Annotated in this window: 12 protein-coding genes; 7 read left to right on the top strand and 5 right to left on the bottom strand. The window is 63.1% G+C overall.

The features are described 5' to 3' along the window. Nucleotides 1-90: 90 nt before the first annotated feature. Together acnA and E8A46_RS08010 are read left to right on the top strand one after the other, a co-directional pair. Nucleotides 91-2,811, top strand: coding sequence for an aconitate hydratase AcnA (gene acnA / locus E8A46_RS08005; protein ID WP_291559249.1), 2,721 nt, complete (start codon nucleotides 91-93; stop codon nucleotides 2,809-2,811). A 158-nt stretch (nucleotides 2,812-2,969) separates the two neighbouring features. Then, nucleotides 2,970-3,734 carry a DUF1223 domain-containing protein gene (locus E8A46_RS08010; protein ID WP_291559250.1) on the top strand — a complete coding sequence of 255 codons (765 nt, stop codon included), beginning with the start codon at nucleotides 2,970-2,972 and terminating at the stop codon, nucleotides 3,732-3,734. An 80-nt stretch (nucleotides 3,735-3,814) separates the two neighbouring features. Here E8A46_RS08010 and E8A46_RS08015 read toward each other — a convergent pair whose 3' ends face one another. Next, nucleotides 3,815-3,982, bottom strand: a complete 168-nt coding sequence (locus E8A46_RS08015; RefSeq protein ID WP_291559251.1) for a hypothetical protein — start codon at nucleotides 3,980-3,982, stop codon at nucleotides 3,815-3,817. Nucleotides 3,983-4,349: 367 nt separating this feature from the next. Between E8A46_RS08015 and E8A46_RS08020 the strand changes: the two genes are divergently transcribed. Further along, nucleotides 4,350-4,721, top strand: a complete 372-nt coding sequence (locus E8A46_RS08020; RefSeq protein WP_291559252.1) for a DUF2794 domain-containing protein — start codon at nucleotides 4,350-4,352, stop codon at nucleotides 4,719-4,721. A gap of 35 nt (nucleotides 4,722-4,756) precedes the next feature. On the opposite strand, the gene E8A46_RS08025 is transcribed toward E8A46_RS08020, so the two are convergent. From E8A46_RS08025 to E8A46_RS08040, 4 genes are all read right to left on the bottom strand, one after another. Continuing rightward, nucleotides 4,757-5,296 carry a GNAT family N-acetyltransferase gene (locus E8A46_RS08025; protein WP_291559253.1) on the bottom strand — a complete coding sequence of 180 codons (540 nt, stop codon included), beginning with the start codon at nucleotides 5,294-5,296 and terminating at the stop codon, nucleotides 4,757-4,759. An 86-nt stretch (nucleotides 5,297-5,382) separates the two neighbouring features. After that, nucleotides 5,383-6,174, bottom strand: a complete 792-nt coding sequence (locus E8A46_RS08030) for a Bax inhibitor-1/YccA family protein (protein WP_291559254.1) — start codon at nucleotides 6,172-6,174, stop codon at nucleotides 5,383-5,385. Between the two features lie 246 nt (nucleotides 6,175-6,420). Further along, entirely contained in the window at nucleotides 6,421-8,991 is a 2,571-nt protein-coding gene (locus E8A46_RS08035) for an FtsX-like permease family protein (protein ID WP_291559255.1), read from the bottom strand. Then, nucleotides 8,988-9,722: an ABC transporter ATP-binding protein gene (locus E8A46_RS08040; protein ID WP_291559256.1), complete on the bottom strand. Its 735-nt coding sequence runs from the start codon at nucleotides 9,720-9,722 to the stop codon at nucleotides 8,988-8,990. The genes E8A46_RS08035 and E8A46_RS08040 overlap by 4 nt, the downstream gene beginning before the upstream one ends. Before the next feature lie 55 nt (nucleotides 9,723-9,777). On the opposite strand from E8A46_RS08040, the gene E8A46_RS08045 reads away from it, so the two are divergent. The 4 genes from E8A46_RS08045 to mdh all read left to right on the top strand — a co-directional run bounded on the left by E8A46_RS08045 (nucleotide 9,778) and on the right by mdh (nucleotide 13,755). Next, the gene (locus tag E8A46_RS08045; protein WP_291559311.1) at nucleotides 9,778-10,425 is read left to right on the top strand and encodes an arylesterase; all 648 of its coding nucleotides are present in this window, start codon (nucleotides 9,778-9,780) and stop codon (nucleotides 10,423-10,425) included. Between the two features lie 191 nt (nucleotides 10,426-10,616). Next, on the top strand, nucleotides 10,617-11,153 hold the full coding sequence (gene thpR, locus E8A46_RS08050) for an RNA 2',3'-cyclic phosphodiesterase (RefSeq protein WP_291559257.1): 537 nt from the start codon (nucleotides 10,617-10,619) through the stop codon (nucleotides 11,151-11,153). A gap of 220 nt (nucleotides 11,154-11,373) precedes the next feature. Then, nucleotides 11,374-12,558, top strand: a complete 1,185-nt coding sequence (gene zapE, locus E8A46_RS08055; protein WP_291559258.1) for a cell division protein ZapE — start codon at nucleotides 11,374-11,376, stop codon at nucleotides 12,556-12,558. Between the two features lie 228 nt (nucleotides 12,559-12,786). Further along, nucleotides 12,787-13,755 (top strand): malate dehydrogenase, encoded by a 969-nt coding sequence (gene mdh, locus E8A46_RS08060; RefSeq protein ID WP_291559259.1) that lies wholly within the window; start codon nucleotides 12,787-12,789, stop codon nucleotides 13,753-13,755. The last annotated feature ends 46 nt before the right edge of the window (nucleotides 13,756-13,801 follow it).

A 13,801-nucleotide genomic window follows, 5' to 3' on the forward strand; every position in this document is an offset into this window, starting at 1 on the left:
TAATCCGCAGCTGCAAGCTTACCGGCCAAGCCTCTTCGCTGGTGTTATGATACCCTTTCCGGGTATAACTGACAATTGGGATTGCCTCACATGACCTCGCTCGACAGCTTCAAATGCCAAAAACCCCTCAAGGTTGGCAGCAAGACCTACGTCTATTACAGCCTGCCCGCCGCCGAGAAGAACGGTCTGAAGGGAATCTCCAAACTCCCCTATTCGATGAAGGTGCTGCTGGAAAACCTGCTGCGCAATGAAGACGGCCGCACCGTCAAGAAAGACGACATCGTCGCTTTCTCGAAGTGGCTGAAGAAGCGCGCGCTGGAACATGAAATCGCGTTCCGCCCGGCGCGGGTGCTGATGCAGGATTTCACCGGCGTGCCCGCGGTGGTCGATCTGGCAGCGATGCGCAACGCGATGCAGGCGCTCGGCGGCGACGCCGAGAAGATCAACCCGCTGGTGCCGGTCGATCTCGTCATCGACCACTCGGTGATCGTGAACTTCTTCGGGGACAACAAGGCGTTCGGCAAGAATGTGGTCGAGGAATACAAGCAGAATCAGGAACGCTACGAATTCCTGAAGTGGGGCCAGAAGGCATTTTCGAACTTCTCCGTGGTGCCGCCCGGCACCGGCATCTGCCACCAGGTCAATCTCGAATATCTCGCCCAGACGGTCTGGACCAGGAAGGAGAAGATGACGGTCGGCAAGAAGACCGGCACCTTCGAGGTCGCTTATCCGGATTCGCTTGTCGGCACCGATTCGCACACCACCATGGTCAACGGCCTTGCCGTGCTCGGCTGGGGCGTCGGCGGCATCGAGGCGGAAGCCTGCATGTTGGGCCAGCCATTGTCGATGCTGCTGCCGGAAGTGGTCGGCTTCAAGCTCAAGGGTCAGCTCAAGGAAGGCGTTACCGCGACCGACCTGGTGCTGACGGTGACGCAGATGTTGCGCAAGCAGGGCGTGGTCGGAAAATTCGTGGAATTTTTCGGTCCCGGCCTCGATCACCTCTCGGTCGCGGACAAGGCGACCATCGGCAACATGGCGCCGGAATATGGCGCGACCTGCGGCTTCTTCCCGGTCGACGCCGCGACCATCGATTATCTCAAGACCTCGGGCCGCAAGGCTGACCGCGTCGCGCTGGTATCGGCCTATGCCAAGGCGCAGGGCCTGTTCCGCACCGCGAAGTCGGCGGACCCGGTCTTCACGACAACGCTGACGCTCGATCTTGCCGAGGTGGTGCCGTCGATGGCCGGACCGAAGCGTCCCGAAGGCCGCGTCGCGTTGCCCGCGGTGGCCGAAGGTTTCGCCGCCGCGATGGTCAGCGAATACAAGAAGGCCGCCGATGCATCGAAGCGCTACGCGGTGGAAAATCGCAATTTCGATCTCGGCCATGGCGACGTGGTGATCGCGGCGATCACCTCCTGCACCAATACCTCCAATCCGAGCGTGCTGATCGGCGCGGGCTTGCTGGCCCGCAACGCCGCCGCCAAAGGCCTGACCGCAAAGCCCTGGGTCAAGACCTCGCTGGCGCCGGGCAGCCAGGTGGTTGCGGAATATCTTTCCAACTCCGGACTGCAGCTCGACCTCGACAAGGTCGGCTTCAATCTGGTCGGCTTCGGCTGCACCACCTGCATCGGCAATTCCGGCCCGCTGCCGGAAGAGATTTCGAAGTCGATCAACGACAACGGCATCATCGCCGCCGCCGTGCTTTCCGGTAACAGGAATTTCGAAGGCCGCGTCAGCCCGGACGTGCAGGCCAACTATCTCGCATCGCCGCCTCTGGTCGTCGCTTACGCGCTGGCCGGAACGGTCACCAAGGATCTTGCGGTCGAACCGATCGCCACCGGCAAGGACGGCAAGCCGGTATATCTGAAGGATATCTGGCCGACGACCAAAGAGATCAACGCTTTCATGAAGAAATACGTGACCGCGACGATCTTCAAGAAGCGCTACGCGGACGTGTTCAAGGGTGACACCAACTGGCGCAAGATCAAGACCGTCGAGAGCGAGACCTATCGCTGGAACATGAGCTCGACCTATGTGCAGAACCCGCCCTATTTCGAAGGCATGAAGAAAGAGCCGGAACCGATCGTCGATGTCGTCGATGCGCGGATTCTGGCGATGTTCGGCGACAAGATCACCACCGATCACATCTCGCCGGCCGGCGCGATCAAGCTGACGTCGCCTGCCGGAAAATATCTCTCGGAACATCAGGTGCGTCCGGCCGACTTCAACCAGTATGGCACGCGGCGCGGCAATCATGAGATCATGATGCGCGGCACCTTCGCCAATATCCGGATCAAGAACTTCATGCTGAAGGGCGCCGACGGCAACATCCCCGAAGGCGGCCTGACCAAGCACTGGCCCGACGGCGAGCAGATGTCGATCTACGACGCCGCGATGAAATATCAGGCCGAGAAAGTGCCGCTGGTGGTGTTCGCCGGCGCCGAATACGGCAACGGTTCCTCGCGGGACTGGGCCGCGAAGGGAACCCGGCTGCTCGGCGTGCGCGCCGTGATTTGCCAGAGCTTCGAGCGCATCCACCGCTCCAATCTCGTCGGCATGGGCGTGCTGCCGCTGACCTTCGAGGACGGGGCGTCCTGGCAGTCGATCGGGCTGAAGGGCGATGAGACCGTAACTATACGGGGGTTGCAGGGCGACCTGAAACCGCGGCAGAAGCTTACTGCGGAAATCGTCTCGGGCAACGGCTCGTTGCAGCGCATCTCGCTGCTGTGCAGGATCGATACGCTCGACGAGCTCGATTATTATCGAAACGGCGGCATCTTGCATTACGTGCTGCGCAAGCTCGCCGCGTGATCGTGATCGATGGCTCACTGCGAAGTGAGTAGCGAGGGAAGTGAAGGCGGCCTAAGAAAGGCCGCCTTCTTTTGTTCGGAGGGCGGGCGGCCGACAGGCCGCATGGTTAACGGCCTGATGTGCGGACAGTTGCGGCGGGGAAATTCCTGGGTCCTGGTATGACAGCGATGGTGGCCTATAATTGCATTTCGCGGTGGTCAGGGGCGCTCGGCGTCTGCGCGATTGTAGCGATTATCCGACCCGCCATCGCCGAACCCCGCGCGGTGGTGGAGCTCTTCACCTCACAGGGATGCTCGTCGTGCCCACCCGCCGACAAGATTATCGGCGAACTGGCCAAGGATCCTTCGGTGATCGCGTTGAGCATGCCGATCGATTACTGGGACTACCTTGGCTGGAAGGACACGCTGGCGGATGCGCGCTTCAGTGCCCGTCAGAAAGCCTATTCGCAGATGCGCGGCGATCGCGACGTCTACACGCCGCAGGTGGTCGTGAACGGTGCCGCCCACGTGATCGGCAGCGACCGGGCCGGCATCGAAAGTGCGATCGGCAATACCAAGAAAGCCGATGGTGTGATGTCGGTGCCGGTTTCCATGACGCTGGCGGGGAAGCAGATTACAGTGTCGGTGGCGGCCGCCAACAAGGGCCCGGCCGCGATGCATGGCGAAATATGGATCTGCTCGATCTCGAAAGCGGTGCCGATATCGATCGGACGGGGCGAGAATCGCGGCCGTGAAATCACCTACTACAATGTGGTGCGCAACGTGCTGAAGGTCGGCGACTGGAACGGCAATGCCGGCAGCTGGACCGTGCCGCTGGAAAATGTTTCGCGCGAGGGCATCGATGCCGCCGCCGTCTATATCCAGGACGGCAGCCGCGACAGGCCTGGCCCGATGCTGGGCGCGGCGTATACGTCGCTTCACTAAGAATTTATCTCTCGCGCGGCGTGTTTGCGCGGACGCTGCCCGCTGCGGGTTGGCTGCAAGCTTTCGCCTGGCGGGCGCGGCTATTGCTTCGTCATGACGAATTTGCCAACGCCATCCACATAGGCCTGATAGCTGCCACGGATGGTCTTGCCGTCCTTTGAAGCCGTCCCTGCATTCGAATATCCCATTTCGGGCAGACGATCTGGAGTGCCAGCTTCCGGTTGGAAGCGAGGAAATTGTGCCGGCATGAAAACGAAGGCCGCCTGCCAATGATCTGGCGGCCAAAAAGAAAAAGGACCAACTCGCGTTGGCCCAGTATGGGGATAAACTACTCTGCGGACAGGCCCGATCCCGACGACCCCGGGGGGCTGGGGGCTGAGGAATCCGGTGTCGAAAGGACCGGGCCAGCGCAGAGATTTTCTTGTCGCAATCCAGCAGGGCGGTCGCTGGGCGGAAGTTGGGCGGTATTATGATTCCGCTAACGATCCTGTGACGGCCTGTTTCTCCTGATCGGGGAGTTTTCGGTTGCGGACGAATTCAGAGACTGCCGTCATGGCCCTCTTGCAGCGGAGGTCAGTCGGCGCGATCATGTCGTCACGATGACAGGAGATGGCCATGAGCTCGATGTCGGAGGAACCCGACCCAAGCGAGGCCCGCGCAGCGGCGCGCCACGTCGCTGCGGGTGCCTTGCCAAGCCGGGTGACGTTCAATCGTCTCGAACTCAATCGCATCCTGAATCTGTACGGACGCATGGTCGCTGACGGCGAGTGGCGCGATTATGCCATCGATTTTCTACGCGACCGTGCGGTGTTCTCGGTATTCCGCCGCGCTTCCGAAGTGCCGATCTATCGCATCGAGAAGGATCCGCGATTGGCGCGCAAGCAGGGAATCTACAGCGTGATCTCGGCGAGCGGACTGATTCTGCGCCGCGGCCATGAACTGGATCGTGTGCTGCTGGTGATCGACCGCAAGCTGGCGGTGGTCTAGCCGCGCAACGTCGCCTCATCCCGAGGAGGGGCAAGTCAGCCCGGGTCGCTCACCGGCACGGTGGCCGCCCCCTCGCCGAGCGCGCGCTGCATCATCACGGTGTCGAGCCAGCGGCCGAACTTGAAGCCGACATTCGGATGGGTCCCGATCATCTGAAATCCGCACCTTGAATGGACGCCGACCGATGCGGCATTGGCGGAATCGCCGATCACCGCGATCATCTGGCGATAGCCGCGCGCCTCGCATTCGCTGATCAGCCGTTGCAGCAATTGCTGGCCGATCCCACGCCGGTGGATGGCCGGCTGCAAATAGACCGAATTCTCCACGGTGAACCGGTAGGCCGGTCGCGGCCGGTAGGCGCCGGCATAGGCGTAGCCGGCGACGTTGTCCCCGAGGGTTGCGACGAAATAGGGGAAGCCGCCGTCCACCAGGGTTTCGAAGCGCCGCGTCATCTCGGCGAGATCCGGCGGGATCAGCTCGAACGTCGCGGTTCCGAAGAGGACGGCATGCGCGTAGATATCGGCAATGGAGGGCAGATCGGCGGCGGTTGCGGGTCTGATTTCAAGTGAGGGCATGGCGCACAGATTATTTTACCCGTCGCAAAAGAAAAGCCCCGGCCGCGAGGCCAGGGCTTGGAATGGTCTGCTTCAAGCGAAAGCGGTCAGTCGCGCTGACCGAGCAATTGCAGCAGCAGCGTGAACAGGTTGATGAAGTTCAAATAGAGCGACAGGGCACCGGTGATTGCCGCACGCTCCGCCACGTCACCGCCCTGCCGGGCATAGCCGTAGATGTAGTCGTTCTTCAGCCGCTGGGTGTCCCAGGCGGTGAGGCCGGCGAATACCAGCACGCCGACCACGGACACCACGAACTGCAGCATCGAGCTGGCGAGGAACAGGTTGACCAAGCTCGCGATGATGATGCCGAACAGGCCCATGATCAGGAACGACCCCATCCCGGTCATGTCACGCTTGGTGGTATAGCCGTAGAGGCTCAGGGCACCGAAGGTGGCCGCGGTGATGAAGAACACCCGCACGATCGAGGTGTGGGTATACACTAGGAAGATCGAGGACAGCGAAATCCCCATCAGCGCCGAAAACACCCAGAACAGCATCTGGGCGGTCGCCGGAGCGAGACGGTTGATCCCGGCCGAGATCACGAACACCATGGCGAGCGGCGCCAGTATGAACAGCCATTTCAGCGGGCTTACGAACATCGCGTAGCCGAACGGCGTCAGGAAGGCGTTGCCGATCTTTGCGGCGGCGCCGGACGGATCGGCGGTCACCGCCAGCATATAGACGCCGAGCGCGGCCAGCCCGGTGATGGCCAGGCCGATGCTCATGTAATTGTAGATGCGCAGCATGTAGGCGCGCAGACCGGCGTCGACGGTCGCGGCGTCAACGCGCCCGGCGGCCCGGCCGAAAGGAGACGTATAGTTGCGGTCTAGGTCCGACATGGTCGAATTCCCGTTGGTTGTCTGGCGGAGCGCAAGGGGTTGCGGCGCCAGCTAGAAAATCTATCCCAGATGCCGTGTTTTCCTGACATTAATTTTGCGTCATGAAACAGCACCTGACCCAAACTGATATTTGGGAAACTAGCACATCCACCGCAAGCGTCCATGCGCGGCCGAATGTCGCTAGGCCGACAGGATTCCGCCCCCGCGCCGGCTGCCCCCGGCCGTGCCGGTTGTATAAAATTTATATTATAAATTTCGCAGCACCGCGGCCGGCTTCTGGTTCAGCGCCAGCAATGTTCCGGCGAGCCCCAATCCTACCGTGACGACCAGCGCTGCCGCCACCACGCCGGCGGCGCTACCGGCCTGCCAGACGAAGCTCAGGGTCATGAGCCGGGTCACGATCAGCCAGGCCGCCACCGAGCCGGCGATGACACCGAAAACCGCGGTGGCAAAGCCGATCATCAGATATTCCAGCGCGTAGGCCCCGAGCAGCCGCGCCCTTGTCGCGCCGAGCGTCTTGAGGATCACCGCGTCGTAGACGCGGTGGCGATGGCCGGCGGCAAGCGCTCCGCCCAGCACCAGAACCGCCGAAATCAGCGTGACCGCACTGGCGCCGCGGATCGCCAGCACCAGGTTGGTGACGACCGTGCCGATGGTTTCCAGCGCTTCACGCACCCGCACGCTGGTGACCATCGGGAACGCGTCGGCCACCGACCGGATGATTCGGGCGTCGCCGGCGGAATCCGGGTGGGTCTCGGTCAAGGTCGCGATATGGGTATGCGGCGCGCCCTTGAAGGCGTTGGGCGAGAATACCAGCACGAAATTGATGCCGAGGCCCTGCCAGTCGACGGTCCGCATGTTTCCAATTGTTGCCGGGATATCGCGACCGAGCACGTTGACGACGATCTCGTCGCCGAGTTTCAGCCTGAGCCCGTCGGCGATCTTCTTCTCGATTGAGATCAGCGGCGGCCCGTCATAGTTTGGGCCCCACCATTGGCCTTCGACGATTTTCGAGCCCTTGGGGATTTCGCCGGTCGCGGTGAGGCCTCGGTCGCTCTGCAGCACCCATTCGCTGTCGGTCGAGGGTTTGAGGTCTTCCGCCCTGACGCCGCGCGCGGCGACGATGCGGCCGCGCAGCATCGGCACGTCCTCGACCGTCGATTGCGGCGCGGTCTGTTTCAGGAAGGCGCTGAAGCGGTCGGCTTCGGTGGCGGGAATATCGATGAAATAGAACGACGGCGCGCGGTCCGGCAGCGCCGCCAGGAATTGCCGCCGCAGATTGCCGTCGATTTGCGTGATCGTGACCAGCACGGTCAGACCAAGACCGAGCGACATCACCACCGAGGGCGTCATTGCGCCGGGCCGGTAGATATTGGCGATGGCAAGACGCAGCATGGTGACGCGCGTCCGGGGCAGGCGGCGCGCCAGCGCCATCAAGCCGGCGGCGATGCCGCGCAACAGCGCGAACACGGCGATCGAGGATACCACGAACACGGTGGCGACGCGCTTGTCATAGGCGAGCCCGATCACGACCACGATCAGGAGCGCGATCACCGCGGCCATCAAGGCGAGGTAGCGCCAGCGCGGGCGATGCCACGGGCTGGTCACAGCTTCGCGAAACAGCGCCGCCACCGGCACGTCATGCACGCGGCCCAGCGGCCATAGCCCGAACGCGAGCGCGGTCAAAAGGCCATAGACGAATGACAGCACGAGTTGATCGACATGCAGCGCCGGCACCACCGGCAGCGGCAACAATTTGCCGAACACATCGACGATGAGGAACGGCAGCGCGGCCCCGGCGGCAAGACCGATCACCGAGCCGATCACGGCGAGTACGATCACCTGTGTGAGGTAGATCGCAAAGACGTCGCGGCCGGTGGCGCCCAGCGCCTTGAACGCGGCGATGACATCGCGGCGCCGGTCGATATGGCTCTTGACGGCATTGGCGACCCCGACGCCGCCGACCAAAAGCGCGGCAAGGCCGACCAGGGTGAGAAACTGGGTAAAACGGCTGATGGTGCGCTCGAGTTGCGGCGAGGCGCTGTCGCGGGTGCGGATTTCCCAGCCGGCTTCCGGCAGCGCGCTCCTCGCATCGTCGGCCAGCACGGTCGCGGCACGATCGCCGGCCGAGTTGTCCGGCAGCCTTACCCGATAGATCCAGCGCACCAGGCTGCCGGGTTGCAACAGCTGAGTGGCACGAAGGCCGGCCTCGCTGGCCAGGAATCGCGGCCCGAAGCCGAGGCCGCCGGCGAGCTTGTCGGGCTCGGCACTGAGGACGCTGCGAATCTGAAACGTCGCGCTGCCGATGCTGACCCGGTCGCCTACCTTGAGATCGAGCCGGGCCAGCAAGGTCTGATCGACCGCCGCGCCGAACAGCCCGTCGCGCTCGGCCAGCACATCCGCCACCGGCAGTTTCGGGTCGAGCGCGACCTCACCGAGCATCGGATAAGTGCCGTCCACGGCCTTGATCTCGACCAGCGCAAGCCGGCCGTCGCCGGTGCGCGCCATGCCGCGCAGCGTCGCCGTGACGGAAACTTCGCCGCGCGAACGCAGAAACGCGACTTCATCGGGTTTGGCCTCGCGCTGGAACAGGGAGAAGGCCACGTCGCCGCCGAGCAGCGTGCGGCCCTCGCGCGCCAGTCCCTCGCTGAGGCTGGCCGCCACCGAGCCGACGCCGGCGATCGCCATGACGCCAAGTGCGATGCAAGCGATGAAGACGTAAAAGCCGCGCAAGCCGCCGCGCAATTCGCGTAACGCATAGCGCAGGGGAAGCGACGCGGCGCGGCCGCCGGCAATGGGTTCGGAAACCGTCGTCATGAAGCGGCTTCGCGTTCCGCCACCTGTCCGTCGATCCGGCCCGAGCGCAGCCGCACCACCCGGTCACAACGCTGCGCCAGCGATGTATCGTGGGTCACCAGCACCAGCGTCATGCCGCGCTCGGCATGCTTGGTGAAGAGCAAATCGACGATCTGCTTGCCGGTGGCTTCATCGAGATTGCCGGTAGGCTCGTCGGCGACCAGAATGGCCGGATCGGGCGCCAGCGCCCGCGCCAATGCGACGCGCTGCTGCTCGCCGCCGGATAATTGCGTGGGATAATGATGCAGCCGGTCGCCAAGACCGACCGATGTCAACTCTTGCGCCGCGCGCCGCGCCGCATCGGGATTGCCCGCGAGCTCCAGCGGCACCGCAACGTTTTCCAGCGCCGTCATGGTCGGAATCAGGTGAAACGACTGGAATACGATGCCGACCTGCCGACCGCGAAAGCGCGCCAGCGCGTCCTCATCGAGGGCATTGAAAGGGGTACCGTTGACCACCACCTCTCCGCTATCAGGACGCTCCAGTCCGGCCATCACCATCAGCAGCGTGGATTTCCCCGAGCCTGACGGCCCGATCAGGCCGATCGCTTCGCCCGGTGCCACACTAAGGCTGATATCTTTCAGGATATGGACGCGGGCCGGCCCCGCGCCGAGCGAGAGATTGACGTTCGAGATGGAAATGGTGTCCGGTTCGGTGCCGGCCAACGATGAGGGTGCGATGAGACTGTCCATGGCTCGGTCATATGGCACTTCCGGCGGCGCGGTCGAGGGGCTGTCGCGGATGTTCGTGCACATGCTCGTGTTGGGGCTGGCGCTGATGGGGGTGGAACCGGCCTTTGCCCAGACCTCGGCGGCGGTCGAGGCCAAGCCGGTCAAGATGGTCGTGCTGGGTGATTCGCTGAGTGCGGGGTTCGGTCTTTCGGGTTCCGACGCGTTTCCGGAGAAGTTGCAAAAAGCATTAAAGGTCAAAGGGATAGAGGTTGAAATGACGAACGCCGGGGTTTCCGGCGACACCAGTTCGGGTGGCCGTGACCGGCTCGACTGGTCGGTGCCGGAGGGGACCCAGGCCGTCGTCGTCGAGCTTGGCGCCAATGACGCCTTGCGCGGCACCGATCCCGCGATCACCCGTGCGGCTTTGGCCGACATCGTGACGCGGCTGAAGGCACGCGGAATCGCGGTTCTGTTGTGCGGGATGCTCGCGCCGCCGAATAACGGCAGTGATTATTCGGCCCGTTTCAATGCGATCTATCCGGACCTCGCCAAGTCCCTTGGGGTGGCATTGTATCCGTTCTTCCTCGAGGGTGTCGTTGGCGACGCCAGGCTCAATCAGGCGGACGGCATGCATCCGACGGCGGAGGGCGTCGAGGTGATCGTCAAGAACATCCTGCCCAGCGTGGAGGCATTTCTCGGCGCGATATCCGGGCAACGCAGCTGAAAAGCGGGCAGCGATAACCCTAACACCGTAGTTTTCCCGGAGCGGCACGCCGAATGCTTCGCAGAGTCACATAACTACGGTAGAAAATAACGATCGGTGATTCGTTACCGGACTTTGTTACAGGGCGTGATCGTTCCCGAGAAACCGGTGTCCACTTTTCGGGATCACGCCCCAGCATCGGGAGTCTTGCGATGCCGCGTTTGTTTACTGGACTGGAAATTCCGGCCGAGATCGGCCAGACACTTTCCTCTTTGCGTGGCGGCCTGCCGGGCGCGCGCTGGATCGACCCCGAAAATTATCACGTCACTTTGCGCTTCATCGGCGATATCGACGGTATCGCGGCCAACGAAATCGCCTCGCTGCTGTTCCGGGTCAACCGCAAGCCGTTCGAGGTTGCCGTGCAGGGCCTCTCCAGCTTCGGCGGAAAGAAGCCGCGCGCGGTGGTGGCCCAGGTGGTGCCGAGCCGGCCGTTGATTGAACTGCAGGCCGAGCTCGAGCGGCTGATGCAGCGCATCGGGCTCGATCCGGAGGGCCGCAAATTCACCCCCCATGTGACCCTGGCAAGACTCCGCGACGCCTCCACCCAGGACGTTGCGGACTACCTGTCGGTGCGCGGCTATTTCCCGACCCGGGTGTTCACGGCGTCGCGCTTCGTGCTGTTTTCCTCGCGTGCCTCGACCGGCGGCGGCCCCTATGTGGTGGAGGATTCCTACGCGCTGAGCGCGTGAAGCACGCGCTTGCCCACCCACTGTCGTCGTCACCCGGCTTGACCGGGTGACCCAGTATTCCAGAGCTGAGCGTGCCAGAGCCGAGAGGCCCCGGCGTACTGGATCCCCGCTTGCGCGGGGATGACGATCTTCGTTCGGGTCGGCAACGGGCAGTTTGCATAGCCCCTGCACCAATTCACGGCTTGCAATTTTCTTAAGCTTGGGGCGGTAAGAGGGGGCCATGCTGTCTCCCCCGCCCGCATCGTTCCGCGCCCATTATCAGGCTCTCGTCTCCTCCGGCGCGATCGAGCCCGATGCCGCGCAGGAAGAGGTCGCGGAAGCCTTCGCCGACCTCGACCAACGCCTCGCGCGCTACAAGCCGCTGCGCAAGCAGGGCCTGCTCGGCCGCCTGTTCGCCGACAAGGACGATGCGCGGCCGCGCGGCCTCTATGTTCACGGCGACGTCGGGCGCGGCAAGACCATGCTGATGGACCTGTTTTTTCAGCACAGCGCGGTCGAGCACAAGCGCCGTGCGCACTTCCACGAATTCATGGCCGAGGTGCATGAGCGGATCTACGGCTTCCGCCAGAACATCGCGCGTGGCGAGATCGCCGATGGCGATGTGATCGCACTCACCGCCGCTTCGATTTTCGACCAGGTCTGGCTGTTGTGTTTTGACGAATTCCACGTCACCGACATCGCCGACGCGATGATCCTGGGGCGGCTGTTCGCCAAGCTGTTCGACCTCGGTACCGTGGTGGTCGCGACCTCCAATGTTGCGCCCGACGAGCTCTACAAAGGAGGCCTGAACCGGGCGCTGTTTCTGCCTTTCATTGCGCAGATATCGGAACATATGGACGTGCTGCGGCTCGAGGCGCGGACTGATTTCCGGCTGGAAAAGCTTGTGGGCGTGAAAATGTGGCTGGTGCCGGCCGACGCTGCCGCCGACGCTGCGCTCGACAAGGCCTGGGTCAGCATGAGCGGCAATGCGCCCTGCAGGCCGCGCGATATCTCGATCAAGGGCCGCGTCCTGCATGTGCCGTGTTCGGCGCATGGCGTCGCGCGATTTTCCTTCGCGGATATCTGTGAAAAGCCGCTCGGCGCCTCCGACTACCTTCGGTTGGCCCACGACTACCACACCCTCATGATCGACCGCATTCCCGTGATGGACTATGCGATGCGCAACGCCGCCAAGCGGTTCATTACGCTGATCGACACCCTCTATGACAACGGCGTGAAGCTGATGGCTTCGGCCGAAGCTGATCCGCTGTCGTTATATGTCGCGAGCGAGGGCAATGAGGCGAACGAATTCAAGCGGACCTCGTCGCGGCTGATCGAGATGAGTTCGGAATCCTATCTGGCGCTGCCGCACGGACACAAGGATTCCGCGGCCAGCGGTTCGAGCACGGGGCTCGTGGAGACCTGATCACTGTTGCTGTCATTCCGGGGCGCGAGCGAAGCGAACGAGCCCGGAATCTCGAGATTCCGGGTCTGGTCCTTCGGACCATCCCGGAATGACAAAAGCGGTCTGATCGAAATCGAGGCAAGACCGACAATTGAGCATGCCCCGGCTTGAACGGGTCGGGCGAAAGGGATAACCAGCCAGTCAATCTTTCTTCGATCCACCTCCGTACGTTCAAAGGACAGATTTCCCATGGCGCGCGACAAAATTGCTTTGATTGGCTCCGGCCAGATCGGCGGAACGCTGGCCCACCTCGTCGGCCTGAAGGAACTGGGCGACGTCGTGATGTTCGACATCGCCGAGGGCGTGCCGCAGGGAAAATCGCTCGATATCGCGCAGTCCTCGCCCGTTGACGGGTTCGACGCGCATTTCACCGGCGCCAATTCCTACGAGGCGCTCGACAATGCCAAGGTCTGCATCGTCACCGCCGGCGTGCCGCGCAAGCCCGGCATGAGCCGCGATGATCTCTTGAGCATCAATCTCAAGGTGATGGAGCAGGTCGGCGCCGGCATCAAGAAATACGCCCCCGACGCCTTCGTCATCTGCATCACCAACCCGCTCGACGCCATGGTGTGGGCGCTGCAGAAGGCTTCCGGCATGCCGCACAAGAAGGTGGTGGGCATGGCTGGTGTGCTGGATTCCTCGCGCTTCCGCTATTTCCTCGCCGACGAATTCAACGTCTCGGTCGAGGATGTCACCGCCTTCGTGCTGGGCGGCCATGGCGACACCATGGTGCCGCTGGTGCGATATTCGACCGTGGCCGGCATTCCGCTGCCCGATCTTGTCAAGATGGGATGGACCTCGCAGGCCCGGATCGACGAGATCGTCGACCGCACCCGCAATGGCGGGGCCGAGATCGTCAACCTCCTGAAGACCGGCTCGGCGTTCTATGCGCCGGCGGCTTCCGCGATCGCGATGGCCGAGAGCTACCTCAGGGACAAGAAGCGCGTGATGCCCTGCGCCGCCTACCTCAACGGCGAATACGGCGTGAAGGACATGTATGTCGGCGTGCCCGTCGTCATCGGATCGAAGGGCGTCGAGCGTATTGTCGAGATCGAACTCGCAGGCAAGGACCGCGAAGCCTTCGACAAGTCGGTTGGCGCGGTGCAAGGTCTGGTCGATGCCTGCAAGAAGATCGCGCCCGATCTGCTCGGCCGCTGATCGCTCCGTGAGTTGCCGGCCGACGGCCGGGCTGGTCGATCTTCGG

It is taken from the genome of Bradyrhizobium sp., assembly GCF_004799445.1.
Classification (GTDB): domain Bacteria; phylum Pseudomonadota; class Alphaproteobacteria; order Rhizobiales; family Xanthobacteraceae; genus Bradyrhizobium.